General features: G+C 56.0%; 12 protein-coding genes. 7 read left to right on the top strand and 5 right to left on the bottom strand.

The window, feature by feature from the left end:
- Positions 1–97: 97 nt before the first annotated feature.
- Complete coding sequence (gene cpdB, locus ABLV07_RS18480) at positions 98–2,041, bottom strand: 2',3'-cyclic-nucleotide 2'-phosphodiesterase (RefSeq protein ID WP_045364929.1); 1,944 nt, start codon at positions 2,039–2,041, stop codon at positions 98–100.
- Positions 2,042–2,232: 191 nt separating this feature from the next.
- Here cpdB and cysQ point away from each other — a divergent pair, with 191 nt between their 5' ends.
- A complete protein-coding gene (cysQ, locus tag ABLV07_RS18485; RefSeq protein ID WP_015704189.1) occupies positions 2,233–2,976 on the top strand; it encodes a 3'(2'),5'-bisphosphate nucleotidase CysQ in 744 nt (247 codons plus the stop codon).
- Here cysQ and ABLV07_RS18490 read toward each other — a convergent pair.
- Complete coding sequence (locus ABLV07_RS18490) at positions 2,966–3,523, bottom strand: YtfJ family protein (protein WP_032709693.1); 558 nt, start codon at positions 3,521–3,523, stop codon at positions 2,966–2,968. The genes cysQ and ABLV07_RS18490 overlap by 11 nt on opposite strands.
- A 319-nt stretch (positions 3,524–3,842) precedes the next feature.
- On the opposite strand from ABLV07_RS18490, the gene ABLV07_RS18495 reads away from it, so the two are divergent.
- A complete protein-coding gene (locus tag ABLV07_RS18495) occupies positions 3,843–4,049 on the top strand; it encodes a DUF1107 domain-containing protein (RefSeq protein ID WP_015368594.1) in 207 nt (68 codons plus the stop codon).
- Between the two features lie 63 nt (positions 4,050–4,112).
- Here ABLV07_RS18495 and ABLV07_RS18500 read toward each other — a convergent pair whose 3' ends face one another.
- The gene (locus ABLV07_RS18500) at positions 4,113–5,465 is read right to left on the bottom strand and encodes a hemolysin family protein (RefSeq protein WP_015368593.1); all 1,353 of its coding nucleotides are present in this window, start codon (positions 5,463–5,465) and stop codon (positions 4,113–4,115) included.
- Between the two features lie 181 nt (positions 5,466–5,646).
- Positions 5,647–6,285 carry a peptide-methionine (S)-S-oxide reductase MsrA gene (msrA, locus tag ABLV07_RS18505; protein ID WP_015368592.1) on the bottom strand — a complete coding sequence of 213 codons (639 nt, stop codon included), beginning with the start codon at positions 6,283–6,285 and terminating at the stop codon, positions 5,647–5,649.
- Between the two features lie 202 nt (positions 6,286–6,487).
- Between msrA and tamA the strand changes: the two genes are divergently transcribed.
- Genes tamA through ABLV07_RS18520 form a run of 3 tightly spaced genes read left to right on the top strand, consistent with a single transcriptional unit; the run spans position 6,488 to position 12,338 of the window.
- Positions 6,488–8,221, top strand: a complete 1,734-nt coding sequence (gene tamA, locus ABLV07_RS18510; RefSeq protein ID WP_032706723.1) for an autotransporter assembly complex protein TamA — start codon at positions 6,488–6,490, stop codon at positions 8,219–8,221.
- A complete protein-coding gene (tamB, locus tag ABLV07_RS18515) occupies positions 8,218–11,994 on the top strand; it encodes an autotransporter assembly complex protein TamB (protein WP_047076916.1) in 3,777 nt (1,258 codons plus the stop codon). Before tamA ends, tamB begins: the two co-directional genes overlap by 4 nt.
- Before the next feature lie 2 nt (positions 11,995–11,996).
- Positions 11,997–12,338 (top strand): gamma-glutamylcyclotransferase, encoded by a 342-nt coding sequence (locus ABLV07_RS18520; protein WP_015704194.1) that lies wholly within the window; start codon positions 11,997–11,999, stop codon positions 12,336–12,338.
- Between the two features lie 115 nt (positions 12,339–12,453).
- Here the strand turns inward: ABLV07_RS18520 and ppa are convergent, their stop codons facing one another.
- Positions 12,454–12,984 carry an inorganic diphosphatase gene (ppa, locus tag ABLV07_RS18525; protein WP_015368588.1) on the bottom strand — a complete coding sequence of 177 codons (531 nt, stop codon included), beginning with the start codon at positions 12,982–12,984 and terminating at the stop codon, positions 12,454–12,456.
- A gap of 404 nt (positions 12,985–13,388) precedes the next feature.
- On the opposite strand from ppa, the gene ytfQ reads away from it, so the two are divergent.
- Positions 13,389–14,345, top strand: coding sequence for a galactofuranose ABC transporter, galactofuranose-binding protein YtfQ (gene ytfQ / locus ABLV07_RS18530; RefSeq protein WP_020079801.1), 957 nt, complete (start codon positions 13,389–13,391; stop codon positions 14,343–14,345).
- Between the two features lie 103 nt (positions 14,346–14,448).
- Entirely contained in the window at positions 14,449–15,951 is a 1,503-nt protein-coding gene (ytfR, locus tag ABLV07_RS18535; protein ID WP_348853700.1) for a galactofuranose ABC transporter, ATP-binding protein YtfR, read from the top strand.
- The last annotated feature ends 7 nt before the right edge of the window (positions 15,952–15,958 follow it).

Here is a 15,958-nt window from a genome sequence, read left to right on the forward strand (position 1 = left end):
GGGAGATGTACCCGGATAGCGGCTGGCGCCTTATCCGGGCTACAGGCCAGCTTCGTTTTGTAGCCCCGGTAAGCGCAGCGCCACCGGGGAACAGGCATTACTGACTCAAATCCAGCTGATAAATAGCGAAACCGATATCATCAGTCGCCACCTGCCGCATCGGATACTGTGCTTTCTCTTTGATAAACGCCGCGGCTTTGTCGCCAGGCGAGGTCTCAAAGCGAATATCCAACGGCGTTTTGCTGTGGATCGGCGCCAGTCGCCAGTTGTTATCCGCCGCCGGATGGATCGCGCCATCTTTCTTCGACTGTGCGCCAATCCACGCCGCCAGCACCGAACGGTTTTCGTCCGGGGAGGCAAAAGCGATATGGCTGTCGCCGGTACCGGCGAATTTGCCGCCGTAGGCGCGATAGTTATTGGTGGCGACGAGGAAGGTGGCCTGCGGATCGATAGGCTTACCGTTAAAGGTCAGGTCTTTGATGCGTTCTGACTGCGGGTGAATCATCTGGCACTCGCCGTCGTAGCGCGCCGGTTGTCTGACGTCGATCTGGTAATTGACGCCGTCAATCACGTCGAAGTTATAGGTGCGGAACCCGTCCCAGTTAATCAGCGACTGTGGTTTGCTGCTGGCGGGGTCAATCTGGTTAAACTGCCCGGCGGAGCATTCGAGCCACTCCTTGACCTCTTTACCGCTTACCTTCATCACCACCAGCGTGTTCGGGTAGAGATAGAGGTCGGCGGCGTTACGGAAGGTGAGCTGGCCTTTTTCCACTTCGACAAAGCTTGCCGGATCGTTTTTACGCCCACCGACTTTAAACGGCGCGGCGGCGGAAAGCACCGGCAACTTCGCCAGATCCGGATCGCCCTGAATGTAGTGTTCGACATAGGCCTTTTGCGCCATGTTGACCACCTGCACCGTCGGGTCGTCCTGCACCAGCGCCAGGTAGCTGTACATGTTGTCGGCGGACTTGCCGATAGGCTTGCTGACGAATTCGCGAGTGGCGTCGTGATCGGCTTTCAGCACCGCCACCATTTTACTATCTTCCGCCGCCAGCGATTTTTTCGCTACCGCGTCGTAAATAGGTCGCGCTTCGGCTTTAGCCTGCGTCACTTGCCATTTACCGCTGTCGTTATTCAGCACCAAATCGACCACCCCGAGATGATCGCCCCACATTCCCGGCATTACCGCCGGAATACCATTCAGCGTACCTTTGGCGATATCCGCGCCTTTAATACTGGCGAAGTCTTTACCGGGGAACACCGCGTGGGCGTGGCCGAACATAATGGCGTCAACGCCCGGCACCTGGCTTAAGTAGTAGACCGAGTTTTCCGCCATTGCCTGATAGGGGTCGGCGGAGAGGCCGGAATGCGCAACCACGACTACCACATCAGCGCCTTTCGCGCGCATCTCCGGTACATACTTACGCGCGGTTTCAGTGATGTCGTTGACCTTCACCTTGCCGCTGAGGTTAGCTTTATCCCAGGTCATGATCTGCGGCGGCACAAAACCGATATAGCCGATGCGCAGGGTATGGGGTTGACCATCGCTATCCTGAACCTCGGTATCCTGAATCAGGTAGGGCGTAAACATCGGTTTGCCGGTTTTGAGATCGATAATGTTGGCGTTAACGTAGGGGAATTTCGCCCCGGCCAGCGCCTTGTGCAGGAAGTCGAGACCGTAGTTGAATTCATGGTTTCCCAGATTGCCGACGGCGTAATTCAGGGTGTTCATCGCCTTATAAACCGGATGCACATCCCCCTCTTTAAGTCCTTTTGCCGCCATATAGTCGCCCAGTGGGCTACCCTGAATAACATCGCCGTTATCCACCAGCACGCTGTTTTTCGCTTCCGCGCGGGCTTTTTCAATCAGGCTGGCGGTTCTGACCAGGCCGAATTTTTCCGTCGCGGCATCTTTGTAGTAATCGAAATCCATCATATTGCTGTGCAGATCGGTGGTTTCCATGATCCGCAGGTCGACCGTCGCCGCGTTGACGCTGGCCGCCACCAGCGTGGCCAGCAGCGTTGCGCTAAACTTAATCATCAGAGGCGTCCTTTTTTATGAGCAATGGCACAAAAGAAAATGTATTTACATTCTGTTGCTTACAGAATTGTGAATTCTGCCAGAAAAGCGTGAATGGAAACCGCTAGTGTTATCACAGATAGCGGAACTGGTGATGATGCGATATAAATAAAACAACGAGTTAACGCCACTGTAACCAGAAGAGGTGGAGAATGTTAGAACAAGTATGTCAGCTTGCACGGACCGCGGGCGATGCCATCATGGATGTCTACGATGGGAACCAGCCGATGGATGTGAGCAGCAAAAAGGATGATTCTCCGGTTACCGCGGCGGATATCGCCGCGCATAAAGTCATTGTCAGCGGCCTGCAGGCGCTGGATGCAGCAATCCCGATCCTCTCCGAAGAGGATCCGCCGGCGTGGGAAGTGCGGCAGCACTGGCAGCGCTACTGGCTGGTCGATCCGCTGGACGGCACCAAAGAGTTTATCAAGCGCAACGGCGAATTCACCGTTAATATCGCGCTGATTGAAAACGGCAAACCGACGCTGGGCGTGGTGTACGCGCCGGTGATGAAAGTGATGTACAGCGCGCAAAATGGCAAGGCGTGGAAAGAAGAGTGCGGCGTGCGCAAGCAGATTCAGGTTCGCGATGCTCGCCCGCCGCTGGTGGTGATTAGCCGCTCCCATGGTAACGATCCGGAGCTGCAGGAGTATCTGGAGCAACTGGGCGAGCACCAGACCACCTCAATCGGTTCGTCGCTGAAATTCTGCCTGGTGGCGGAAGGCCAGGCGCAGCTCTATCCGCGCTTCGGGCCGACCAGCACCTGGGACACTGCCGCCGGTCATGCGGTCGCGGTAGCCGCCGGGGCGCACGTTCACGACTGGCAGGGTAAAACCCTCGACTACACGCCGCGTGAATCCTTCCTCAACCCCGGCTTCCGCGTCTCTATTTATTAAGCAGCTTATGCAGCAGGCCGACAACCTGCTGTACCTCTTGCTGGGTCAGCGCGCCGTCTTTTGCCCACTGAACGCGTCCGTCTTTGTCTAACACCACAATCGCCGAACTGCCTTCATCGAGCTGCCAGGCTTTGCGTGCGAGACCGTTGCTGTCGACGATAAACTGCGACCACGGATAGAGCTGTTTATTGCTCTCAATGCTGCTGCGCACGAACATCCCGGAACCGGGGATCGCGTCATCGGTATTGACGATGGTGGTGGTCTGGTAGCGGTCGTGCGGCAGGCCAGCCGCCTTAATCGCCTCAATCAGATTGGCATTTTTCTCTTTTGCCGAGGTGCGCCCGGCAATATGCTGGATGACGCGCACTTTTCCCGCCAGCTGCGAGCTATTCCAGTTTTTGTAGCTAAACTTATCGTTACTCAGTACCAGTTCTCCGCGGTCGGCGATGCCTACCGGCGCGACGCGTTGACCGTCGACAAAATTATGTGCCGAAGCCATTAACGGCAACAGGAGGGCGGAAACCGCCAGCAACTTACGTAGGGTCATGAGATATCCTTTTTTATATGCAGGTGATCCGACCACTTGGTCTTGTTTAATGATAAGTGCGAATTGTCGCCATTACCCGCAAGCGTGATGCCAGTTTGCGTGCCAACGCACACATTCAATAAAAAACGGAAACTTATACTAACAACTACGTATGCCTGAAACGAAAATTCTGAATTATTGTCATCAAAGGGTAAAAAAACTTCTACAGACTGGGTGACTTCGGAAATCTGGACTATAGTTTTAGGGCATTAAAATTTGCGCTCCCGATACGCGGGCTAACTGTGGCACCGCAGGAGCGTAACCCTGGCAGGAGACAACAATGAAAATTTTCCAACGCTACAATCCGCTGCAAGTGGCGAAGTACGTGAAGATCCTGTTTCGTGGACGGTTGTACATCAAGGACGTTGGCGCTTTTGAATTTGATAAGGGCAAAATCCTTATCCCGAAGGTTAAGGACAAGCTGCACTTCTCAGTGATGTCCGAGGTCAATCGTCAGGTTATGCGTCTGCAAACAGAGACCGCATAACGTGGTATGACGGCACGAAAAAAAACGGCTCCCGATGGGAGCCGTTGATGTTTTCAGGGCCGCTTACGCCGCACCTTTCTCTTTTTTCGCCGCTTCTTCGATATCAGGCAGTTTCGGTACCAGCACCGTTGGTTTGTTATCGATACGGGTGACCAGCAGCTGGTCGATACGGTAGTTATCGATATCCACCACTTCAAACTTGTAACCGGAGAACTTCACCGCATCGGTGCGTTTCGGGATCTTACGCAGCATGAACATCATAAAGCCGCCGATGGTCTCGTAATTATCGGACTGCGGGAATTCATCGATATCCAGCACGCGCATCACGTCGTCGATCGGCGTCCCGCCGTCAATCAGCCAGGAGTTCTCATCGCGGGCGACGATTTGTTCTTCCAGCCCCTGGCCGACCAGGTCGCCCATCAGGGTAGTCATGACGTCGTTGAGGGTGATAATCCCCACCACCAGCGCGTATTCGTTCATGATCACCGCGAAGTCTTCGCCGGCGGTTTTAAAGCTTTCCAGCGCTTCAGAGAGGGTCAGGGTATCCGGCACGATCAGCGTATTGCGGATCTGCACGCCGCCGGTTAACACCAGACTCTGGTTTGCCAGTACGCGGTTCAGCAGGTCTTTGGAATCGACGTAGCCGATGATGTGATCGATATCCTCGTTACATACCAGGAACTTGGAGTGCGGATGTTCCGCCACTTTATTCTTCAGGCTCTGCTCGTCTTCGTGCAGATCGAACCAAATCACGTTTTCACGCGGAGTCATCGAAGAGGGGACGGTACGGGACTCCAGCTCAAAGACGTTTTCAATTAATTCGTGTTCCTGTTTACGCAGTACCCCGGCCAGCGCACCGGCTTCCACCACCGCGTAAATATCATCAGAGGTGATGTCGTCTTTACGCACCATTGGGATTTTAAACAGGCGGAAGATGTTGTTCGCCATGCCGTTAAACAGCCACACCAGCGGGCGGAAGACCAGTAAACAGAAGCGCATCGGGTTGATGATGCGCAAAGCCACGGCTTCTGGCGCAATCATACCGATGCGTTTCGGCGTCAGGTCAGCAAACAGGATGAACAGGCTGGTGACCAGGGTGAAGGAGAAAATAAAGCTCAGCTGCTCGGAAAGCTCCGGCGACATGTAGCGGCTCAGTACGCTGTGGAAAGCAGGCGAAAAGGCGGCATCGCCGACGATACCACCGAGAATGGCCACGGCGTTAAGGCCGATCTGCACGACGGTGAAGAAGGTGCCAGGATTTTCCTGCATTTTGAGAACGCGCTGCGCGTTCACATTGCCTTCATCAGCCAGCAATTTGAGTTTGATTTTACGTGATGCGGCCAGTGAGATTTCAGAGATCGAAAAAAATGCACTGACGGCAATAAGGAAAAGTATTACTAAAATACTGTTTAACATATCTTTTCTGACCGTTGAGGCCAGATCCTCGGAAGGGAAGTGGATAACTCTTTTAATGTGGAATACATAAAAAACCGGTCCGAAGGCGCTGGACCGGCTATGACACAGCGTAGTATAGCGTAAATGTCTGTAAAGCCACCAGAGCGATAATTATTCTCGCCAGCGGCCTTACTCTTCAGGATTACGCCTGCGGGGGGAGGCAAACGCCAATCCCGCCGATACCGCAGTAGCCGTACGGATTTTTGTGCAGATACTGCTGATGATCGTCCTCGGCATAGTAGAACGGTTTCGCCGTGGCGATTTCGGTGGTGATCTCGCGGGTGTCGTTGGCGTCGCGCATCGCTGCCTGGTAACGCAGCATGCTGGCCTGCGCCGCTTCAAGCTGCTCTGGCGTCAGCGGGTAGATAGCCGAACGGTACTGCGTGCCGTGGTCGTTACCCTGCTGCATCCCTTGCGCCGGATCGTGGTTCTCCCAGAAAACCTGCAGCAGTTGTTCATAGCTGATGACCTGCGGGTCATACACCACACGCACCGCTTCCGCGTGCCCGGTGTCGCCGCTGCAGACTTCGCGATAGGTTGGATTTGGCGTGTAGCCGCCGGTATAGCCCGCCGCGGTGCTGTAGACCCCCGGCAATTGCCAGAACAGACGCTCGACGCCCCAGAAGCAGCCCATCGCGAACAGCGCGACCTCCATTCCTTCAGGAACATTGGTCATTGAGTGGCCGTTAACGGCGTGGAGCGTTGCTACCGGCATCGGCGTGTTGCGCCCCGGTAGTGCATCCGCCTGGGCGACAAGATGCGTTTTATCAAATAGACTCACGGTTGGCCTCGCAATTTGTGGTTAAGGTTGTAACGTCGCGTATCTTTTTAGACAATAAACACGCTCAATACGTCTAAATTTAAACATAAGAATTATTTGGGTTACCGTCACTTTTTCAACCCTTAGTTGTTAGGGTTTTGTTAAGCCGTGGAGCGGCACTTGCGTTTCCTTCGGGGGGAAACAAGGATATTCAGGAGAACACGTGCAACAAATCCGCCAGATATGCGTTACCAGCCTTTTGCTGGTCAGCGGGGTCGCCAGCGCAGCGAATGTGCGTTTGCAGGTTGAGGGGTTATCCGGGGAACTGGAAAAAAACGTCCGCGCCCAACTATCCACGATCCAGAGCGATGAAGTCACGCCGGACCGTCGTTTTCGCGCGCGCGTCGATGACGCCATCCGCGAGGGGCTGAAAGCGCTGGGTTACTATGAACCCACCATCGATTTCGATCTACGTCCGCCGCCCAAAAAAGGGCGCCAGGTACTGATTGCCAAAGTAACTCCCGGCGAGCCGGTGCGCATTGGCGGTACCGAGGTGATCCTGCGCGGCGGCGCGCGCACCGACCACGATTATCTGGACCTGCTGAAAACGCGTCCGGCAATTGGCACGGTACTTAATCACAGCGATTATGACGGCTTCAAAAGCTCGCTCACCAAGGTGGCGCTGCGTAAAGGCTATTTCGATAGCGAGTTCAATAAAAGCCAGCTCGGCGTGTCGCTCGACCGCCATCAGGCTTTCTGGGATATCGATTACAACAGCGGCGAGCGCTACCGCTTTGGTCCGGTAAGTTTTACCGGTTCGCAGATCCGCGAAGAGTACCTGCAAAGTCTGGTGCCCTTTAAACAGGGGGATTATTACACCTCGCAGGATTTGGCGGAGCTGAACCGCCGCCTGGCGGCGACCGGCTGGTTTAACTCGGTGGTCGTCGCGCCGCAGTTTGATAAATCACGCAAAACCAAGGTGCTGCCTCTGCAGGGCGTCGTTTCGCCACGCAAAGAGAACACCGTGGAAACCGGGGTCGGCTATTCGACAGACGTCGGGCCGCGCGTGAAAGCGACGTGGAAAAAGCCGTGGATGAACTCCTACGGCCACAGCCTGAGCTCCAGCATCAGCCTCTCCGCGCCGGAGCAGCAGTTCGATTTCAGCTACAAAGTCCCGCTGTTAAAAAGCCCGCTTGAGCAGTATTACCTGATGCAGGGCGGTTTTAAGCGTACCGACCTTAACGATACCAAGGCCGACTCCACCACCCTGGCGCTGTCGCGCTATTGGGAGATGTCGAGTGGCTGGCAGCGCGCGATTAATCTGCGCTGGAGTCTGGACCACTTTACCCAGGCTAACGTCACCAATACCACCATGCTGCTTTATCCCGGCGTCTCGGTGAACCGGACCCGCTCCCGCGGCGGCCTGATGCCAACCTGGGGCGATTCCCAGCGCTATTCGGTGGACTACTCCAACACCATGTGGGGCTCGGACATTAACTTTATCGTCATGCAGGCGCAGGACGTGTGGATCCGCACCCTCTATGACCGCCACCGCTTCGTGGTGCGCGGCAACCTCGGCTGGATTGAAGCCGATGACTTCAGCAAAGTTCCGCCGGATCTGCGTTTCTTCGCCGGTGGCGACCGCAGCATTCGTGGTTATAAATACAAGTCGATCTCGCCGAAAGACGACGACGGCAAGCTGATCGGTGCGTCAAAGCTGGCGACAGGCTCGCTGGAGTATCAATACAACGTCACCGGAAAATGGTGGGGGGCGATGTTTATTGACAGCGGCGAAGCGGTGAGCGACATCCGTAAAAGCGATTTTAAAACCGGCGCGGGCGTCGGCGTGCGCTGGCAATCGCCGGTCGGGCCGATCAAGCTGGATATCGCCAGACCTATCGGCGACAAAGAAGAACACGGTTTACAGTTTTATATCGGTCTGGGGCCTGAATTATGAGTTTATGGAAGAAGATAAGCCTCGGCGTATTACTCTTTTTAGTGTTGCTGATTGGTGCGGTTGGCTTTTTAGTCGGCACTACTACCGGTTTGCATCTGGTACTGAAAGCGGCGGACCGCTGGGTGCCGGGGCTGGAGATCGGCAAGGTTACCGGCGGCTGGCGTGACCTGACCTTACAGAACGTGCGCTTCGAACAGCCGGGCGTAGCGGTGACGGCCGGCCAGTTCCATCTCGGCGTCAAGCTGCGCTGCCTGTGGGATAGCAGCCTGTGCGTTAACGATATCTCGCTGCGTGATATCTACGTCGCTATCGATACCAAAAAGATGCCTCCTTCGACGCCGGTAGAGGAAGAAGATTCCGGCCCGCTGAACCTGTCGACGCCATACCCCATTACCCTCAGCCGCGTGGCGCTGCATAACGTCAATGTCAAAATCGACGACACCGCCGTTTCGCTGCGCGATTTCTCCACCGGCCTGAACTGGCAGGAGAAAAACCTGACCCTGACGCCGACTTCGCTCCAGGGCTTGCTCATCGCCCTGCCGAAGGTAGCAAAAGTGGCGCAGGAGCAGGTGGTGGAGCCGAAAATTGACCATCCGAAACCGGAAGAGAAGCCGCTTGGCGAGACGATGAAAGATCTGTTCTCGCAGCCGGTGCTACCGGAGATGGTCGATGTGCATCTGCCGCTGAACCTTAATATTCAGGAGTTCCGCGGCGAACAGCTGCGCCTGACCGGCGACACCGATATGACCGTCTACAACCTGCTGCTGAAGGTGAGCAGCATCGACGGGCAGATGAAACTTGATGCGCTGGACGTCGATTCCGACCAGGGCAAGGTTACCGCTTCCGGCACCGCGCAACTGCAGGATAACTGGCCGGTCGACATCACCCTCGACAGTACGCTGAACATCGACCCGCTGAAAGGCGAGAAGGTAAAGCTGAAAGTTGGCGGCGAACTGCGTAAAAAACTGCAGGTCGGCGTTGATTTAGCCGGCTCGGTGGCCATGACCCTGCGCGCCGAAGCGCAGCTGGCGGAAGCCGGTCTGCCGCTGAATATGGAAGTGAAAAGTAAGCAGCTGTACTGGCCGTTTACCGGCGAGAAACAGTTCCAGGCGGATGATCTGCATCTGAAATTCAGCGGCAAAATGACCGACTACACCATGGCGTTTAGTACCGCGGTGAAAGGGCAGTCGCTGCCGCCGGCTAAAATTACCCTTAATGCTAAAGGCAATGAACAGCAGGTGAACCTGGATAAGCTGACCGTAGCGGCGCTGGAGGGGAAAACCGAACTGAAAGCGTTGCTCGACTGGCAGCAGGCGATCAGCTGGCGCGGCGAATTGACCCTCGATGGCATTAATACCGCCAAAGAGGTGCCGGACTGGCCGTCGAAGCTGAACGGGATTATCAAAACCCAGGGTAGCCTGTATGGCAGCAGTTGGCAGATGGCGGTTCCTGAGCTGAAAATTACCGGCAACGTGAAACAGAATAAAGTGGATGTCCACGGTTCGCTGCAGGGTAACAGCTATATGCAGTGGAAAGTGCCGGGACTGCATCTGGCGCTTGGCCCAAACAGCGCCGATGTGAAAGGCGAGCTGGGGGTGAAAGACCTCAATCTCGACGCCACCATCGATGCGCCGCATCTCGACAATGCGTTGCCGGGGCTGGGGGGTACGGCGAAAGGTCTGCTGAAGGTGCGCGGCACCATCGATGCGCCGCAGCTGCTGGCGGATATCACCGCTCGCGCTTTACGCTGGCAGGAACTGACGGTAGCCCAGGTCAACGTCAAAGGCGACGTCAAATCCAGCGACCAGATTGGCGGCAATCTTGACGTACGCGTCGATCGTATCAGCCAGCCGGGCGTTAACATCAGCCTGGTGCAGCTGAATGCCAAAGGTACCGAGAAGCAGCACGATTTACAGCTGCGCGTACAGGGCGAGCCGGTGTCGGGCCAGTTGACGCTGGCGGGCAGCTTCGATCGTAAAGAGGAGCGCTGGAAGGGCACCCTGAGCAATACCCGTTTCCAGACGCCGGTAGGGCCGGTGGCGCTGACGCGCAACATTGCGCTGGATTACCGTAATCAAGAACAGAAAATCAGCATCGGGCCGCACTGCTGGAGCAACCCGAATGCCGAGCTGTGCGTACCGCAGACCATCGATGCCGGCGCCAGCGGGCGCGCGGTGGTCAATCTCAACCGTTTCGATCTGGCGATGCTGAAGCCGTTTATGCCGGAGGCGACCCAGGCAAGCGGCGTGTTTAGCGGTAACGCCGATGTGAGCTGGGACACCACCAAAGAGGGGCTGCCGCAGGGCAAAGTCACCCTCAGCGGGCGCAACGTCAAAGTCACCCAGACGGTCAACGACGCACCGCTGCCGGTGGCTTTCGATACGCTTAACCTCAGCGCCGACCTGCATAACAACCGGGCGCAGTTGGGCTGGCTGATACGCCTGACCAACAACGGCCAGCTTGATGGCCAGGTGGAGGTGACCGACCCGCAGGGGCGGCGTAACCTGGGCGGCAACGTCAACATCAGCAACTTCTCGCTGGCGATGATTAACCCGATCTTCGCTCGCGGCGAGAAAGCGGAAGGCAAGCTTAATGCTCGTTTGCGTCTGGGCGGCAACTTACAGAGCCCGCAGCTGTTTGGTCAGATGCAGCTCAGCGGCGTTGATATCGACGGCAACTTTATGCCGTTTGATATGCAACCGAGCCAACTGGCGATGAACTTTAACGGAACGCGTTCGACCCTACAGGGGACGGTGAATACCAAACAGGGGCAGATTGCGCTGAGCGGTAACGCCGACTGGACGCAAATCGACAACTGGCGCGCGCAGATTGCGGCGAAGGGCAGCCGGGTGCGCATTACCGTGCCGCCGATGGTCCGCCTGGATGTTTCTCCGGACGTGGTGTTTACCGCCACGCCAAGCCTGTTTAACCTCGATGGCCGCGTTGACGTACCTTGGGCGCGTATTGTGGTGAACGAGGTGCCGGAGAGCGCGGTGGGCGTCTCTTCCGATGAGGTGATGCTGGATAAAGATCTGAAGCCGATTAAGCCGCAGAGCGCCGGTATTCCGATCAACAGCAACCTGACGATTCACGTCGGCAACAACGTGCGTCTGGACGCTTTCGGCCTGAAAGCGCGTCTGACCGGCGATCTGAAAGTGGCGCAGGATAAGCAGGGGCTGGGGCTCAATGGCCAGATCAATATTCCGGAAGGTCGTTTCCACGCTTATGGTCAGGATCTGATCGTGCGTAAAGGCGAGCTGCTGTTCTCCGGGCCGCCGGATCAGCCGCTGCTCAATATCGAAGCGATTCGTAACCCGGAAGCCACCGAAGACGACGTGATCGCCGGCGTTCGCGTCACCGGTTCTGCCGATCAGCCGAAGGCCGAGATCTTCTCCGACCCGGCAATGTCGCAGCAGGAAGCGCTTTCTTATCTGTTACGCGGTCAGGGTTTAGGCAGCGAACAGAGCGATAGTGCGGCAATGACCTCAATGCTTATTGGAATGGGGGTTGCACAAAGTGGTCAGGTTGTGGGTAAAATCGGCGAGACGTTTGGCGTAAGCAATTTGGCGCTGGATACCCAGGGGGTAGGCGACTCCTCCCAGGTGGTAGTCAGCGGCTATGTGCTGCCAGGTCTTCAGGTAAAATACGGCGTCGGCATCTTCGACTCTTTGGCGACGCTTACCCTGCGTTATCGCCTGATGCCTAAGCTATATATGGAAGCGGTGTCTGGCGTAGACCAGGCTCTCGATTTGCTCTATCAGTTTGAGTTTTAGCAATGCGAATATTTGTTTACGGCAGTTTACGACGCAAACAAGGCAACAGCCACTGGATGACCAACGCCCAGTTGCTGGGCGCTCATAGTGTCGACGATTATCAGCTGTACAGCCTGGGCCACTATCCAGGCGCGGTGCCGGGCGAGGGCACAGTACATGGTGAAGTGTATCGTATCGACGCATCGACGCTGGCCGAGCTGGATGCGCTGCGCACCAAGGGCGGTGAATACGCGCGCCATCTGATCCAAACGCCTTACGGCAGCGCGTGGATGTATGTCTACCAGCGCTCCGTCGAGGGGTTTGCGCAGATTGAGAGCGGAAACTGGTTGGACAGAGACCAGTAATTGAAAACGGCAACGCCACCTTCGGGTGGCGTTGTTTTTTGGCCGTCTGAAACCAGAACAGGCCCATACAAAAACACCGCCCGGAGGCGGTGTTTTTTATGCTGGATAAACAGAATTACTTCTGTTTAGCGCGCTCGAAGGAAGCAACGATTTCAGCTTTAGCCGCTTCAGCGTTGTCCCAACCGTCGACTTTAACCCACTTGCCTTTTTCCAGATCTTTGTAGTGCTCGAAGAAGTGAGTGATCTGGGCTTTCAGCAGTTCCGGCAGGTCGTTCACATCTTTGATGTGATCGTATTCTTTGCTCAGCTTGGTGTGCGGTACCGCAACCAGCTTGGCATCTTCACCGGATTCGTCGGTCATTTTCAGTACGCCAACCGGACGGCAGCGGATAACTGAGCCTGGTTGCAGCGGGTACGGAGTCGGGACCAGCACGTCAACCGGGTCGCCGTCCAGGGACAGGGTGTGGTTGATGTAGCCGTAGTTGCACGGATAGAACATCGCAGTGGACATGAAACGGTCAACGAACAGTGCGCCGCTCTCTTTGTCAACTTCGTATTTGATTGGGTCTGCGTTAGCTGGGATTTCGATAACGACGTAGATGTCTTCCGGCAGCTCTTTGCCCGCAGGTACGTTGAGTAAGCTCATGTCTGTTTCCTTTAAAAATGTTTGGCAAACAAGTGCCCGGTATTATAGCCAACTCACATCGAATGTCTTCGCTTCTTTTTGCCTGGCTATGGGGGGAAGCGTCTGAATTTCTCCTCATCAGATAACCCTAAAATCCATAAAGATAGCTACATTCTGAATAATTTTGTGTAACCGTTTTCAATGTTGCGAGCGGCGGTTATCCAGAAGGCAAATTTTCGTCATTAGCGCAGGGCATGCCGTTGGGCGGGAAGCCTTATCGCCGCTCAGCTCAGACAAATCGCACTAATTAACATTTTATTTACTTTTTCGAAGTGTGATGTAACGCATTCAGTTACATAACGGATTGTCTATAGTTTGTTCGCAGGTGAGCATTTAACCAACAATAACCCTACGAGGAACATCTTATGTGGAAGCGCTTACTTCTCGTCACCGCGGTTTCGGCAGCTATGTCGTCTATGGCGATGGCCGCCAACCTGACCGTAGGATTTTCGCAGGTCGGCTCTGAATCGGGCTGGCGCGCGGCCGAAACGAATGTTGCTAAGGAAGAAGCGGCGAAGCGTGGCATCACCCTGAAGATTGCCGATGGTCAGCAAAAACAGGAAAACCAGATTAAAGCCGTGCGCTCATTCATTGCCCAGGGCGTGGACGCGATCTTTATCGCGCCGGTGGTGGCGACCGGCTGGGAGCCGGTGCTAAAAGAAGCGAAAGAGGCCAATATCCCGGTGTTCCTCCTCGACCGTTCGATCGACGTTAAAGATAAGTCGCTGTATATGACCACCGTCACCGCCAACAACGTGCTGGAAGGCCAACTGATTGGCGACTGGTTGGTGAAAACCGTTGATGGCAAGCCGTGTAACGTCGTGGAGCTCCAGGGCACCGTGGGCGCCAGCGTCGCTATCGATCGTAAGAAAGGCTTCGCCGAGGCGATTGCCAAAGCGTCCAACATCAAGATTATCCGCTCGCAGTCCGGCGACTTCACCCGCAGTAAGGGGAAAGAGGTGATGGAGAGCTTTATCAAAGCGGAGAATAACGGCAAGAACATCTGCATGGTCTACGCCCATAACGATGACATGGTCATCGGCGCGATTCAGGCCATCAAAGAGGCCGGGCTGAAGCCGGGCAAAGATATCCTCACCGGTTCTATCGACGGCGTGCCGGATATTTATAAAGCGATGATTGCCGGCGAGGCGAATGCCAGCGTCGAGCTGACGCCGAATATGGCCGGTCCGGCGTTTGATGCGCTGGAAAAATACAAAAAAGACGGCACCCTGCCTGAGAAGCTGACCATCACCAAATCGACCCTCTACCTGCCGGATACGGCAAAAGAAGAGTTAGAGAAGAAGAAAAATATGGGCTACTAAGCCTTCATGAAAATGCCGGGGGCTTTACGCTTGCCCGGCCTACATTGCGCTCTTTTGTAGGCCGGATAAGCGTAGCGCCATCCGGCGTGATGCAGGGGGAATCATGACCACCGACCAACATCAGGAAATCCTCCGCACCGAAGGATTAAGCAAATTCTTTCCCGGCGTCAAAGCGCTGGATAACGTTAATTTCAGCCTACGGCGCGGCGAAATCATGGCCCTGTTGGGCGAAAACGGCGCGGGAAAATCGACGCTGATTAAAGCGCTCACCGGCGTGTACCATGCCGAACGCGGGGCGATTTGGCTGGAAGGGCAGCAAATATCGCCGAAAAACACCGCCCACGCTCAGCAGTTGGGTATCGGCACCGTTTACCAGGAAGTTAACCTGCTGCCGAATATGTCGGTGGCGGATAACCTGTTTATTGGCCGCGAGCCGAAGCGCTTTGGTCTGCTGCGGCGCAAAGAGATGGAAAAACGCGCTACCGCGCTGATGGCCTCTTACGGCTTCTCGCTCGACGTGCGCGAACCGCTGAACCGTTTTTCGGTGGCGATGCAGCAAATCGTCGCCATCTGCCGGGCCATCGACCTGTCGGCGAAAGTATTAATCCTCGATGAACCGACCGCCAGCCTGGACACTCAGGAAGTGGAGATGCTGTTCACCCTGATGCGTCAGCTGCGCGATAACGGCGTCAGCCTGATTTTCGTGACCCACTTTCTCGACCAGGTCTATGCCGTCAGCGACCGTATTACCGTGCTGCGCAATGGCAGTTTCGTCGGCTGTCGGGAGACCCGCGAGCTGCCGCAAATCGACCTGGTCAAAATGATGCTGGGGCGCGAGCTGGACCATCAGGCGCTGCAGCGCGCCGGGCGCACGCTGCTTAGCGATAAGCCGGTGGCGGCGTTTGAAGATTTTGGCAAGAAGGGCACGATTGCGCCGTTTACTCTGCAGGTGCGGCCGGGCGAGATCGTCGGACTGGCCGGGCTGTTGGGATCCGGGCGCACCGAAACGGCGGAGGTCATTTTTGGCATCAAGCCCGCCGACAACGGTAAAGCGTGGATCAAGGGCAAGCCGCAAACGCTGCGCTCGCCGCATCAGGCTTCCTGCCTCGGCATTGGCTTCTGTCCGGAAGATCGTAAAACCGACGGCATCATCGCCGCCGCCTCGGTACGGGAAAATATTGTGCTGGCGCTACAGGCGCAGCGCGGCTGGCTGCGGCCGATCCCGCGCCGTGAACAGCATGAGATCGCCGAACGCTTTATTCGCCAGCTAGGCATTCGCACTCCCAGCGCTGAACAACCGATCGAATTTCTCTCCGGCGGCAACCAACAGAAGGTATTGCTGTCGCGCTGGCTGCTGACCAAACCCCAGTTCCTGATCCTCGATGAGCCGACGCGCGGTATCGACGTCGGCGCCCACGCCGAGATTATTCGCCTGATAGAAACCCTCTGCGCCGATGGCCTGGCGCTGCTGGTTATCTCCTCCGAACTGGAAGAGCTGGTGGGCTACGCCGACCGGGTGATCATCATGCGCGATCGCCAGCAGGTGGCGGAAATCCCGCTTGCCGAGCTATCGGTCCCGGCGATCATGAACGCGATTGCGGCATAAGGAGCCT

Source organism: Klebsiella sp. CN_Kp097, assembly GCF_040064495.1.
Classification (GTDB): domain Bacteria; phylum Pseudomonadota; class Gammaproteobacteria; order Enterobacterales; family Enterobacteriaceae; genus Klebsiella; species Klebsiella aerogenes.

Excerpts from the sequence above, each read along its gene's own strand:
- ABLV07_RS18500 (WP_015368593.1), bottom strand. The coding sequence starts at position 5,465 with ATGTTAAACAGTATTTTAGTAATACTTTTCCTTATTGCCGTCAGTGCA.
- ABLV07_RS18495 (WP_015368594.1), top strand. The coding sequence starts at position 3,843 with ATGAAAATTTTCCAACGCTACAATCCGCTGCAAGTGGCGAAGTACGTG.
- ppa (WP_015368588.1), bottom strand. The coding sequence starts at position 12,984 with ATGAGCTTACTCAACGTACCTGCGGGCAAAGAGCTGCCGGAAGACATC.
- ytfR (WP_348853700.1), top strand. The coding sequence starts at position 14,449 with ATGACCACCGACCAACATCAGGAAATCCTCCGCACCGAAGGATTAAGC.
- ytfQ (WP_020079801.1), top strand. The coding sequence starts at position 13,389 with ATGTGGAAGCGCTTACTTCTCGTCACCGCGGTTTCGGCAGCTATGTCG.
- ABLV07_RS18520 (WP_015704194.1), top strand. The coding sequence starts at position 11,997 with ATGCGAATATTTGTTTACGGCAGTTTACGACGCAAACAAGGCAACAGC.
- tamB (WP_047076916.1), top strand. The coding sequence starts at position 8,218 with ATGAGTTTATGGAAGAAGATAAGCCTCGGCGTATTACTCTTTTTAGTG.
- ABLV07_RS18490 (WP_032709693.1), bottom strand. The coding sequence starts at position 3,523 with ATGACCCTACGTAAGTTGCTGGCGGTTTCCGCCCTCCTGTTGCCGTTA.
- cysQ (WP_015704189.1), top strand. The coding sequence starts at position 2,233 with ATGTTAGAACAAGTATGTCAGCTTGCACGGACCGCGGGCGATGCCATC.
- cpdB (WP_045364929.1), bottom strand. The coding sequence starts at position 2,041 with ATGATTAAGTTTAGCGCAACGCTGCTGGCCACGCTGGTGGCGGCCAGC.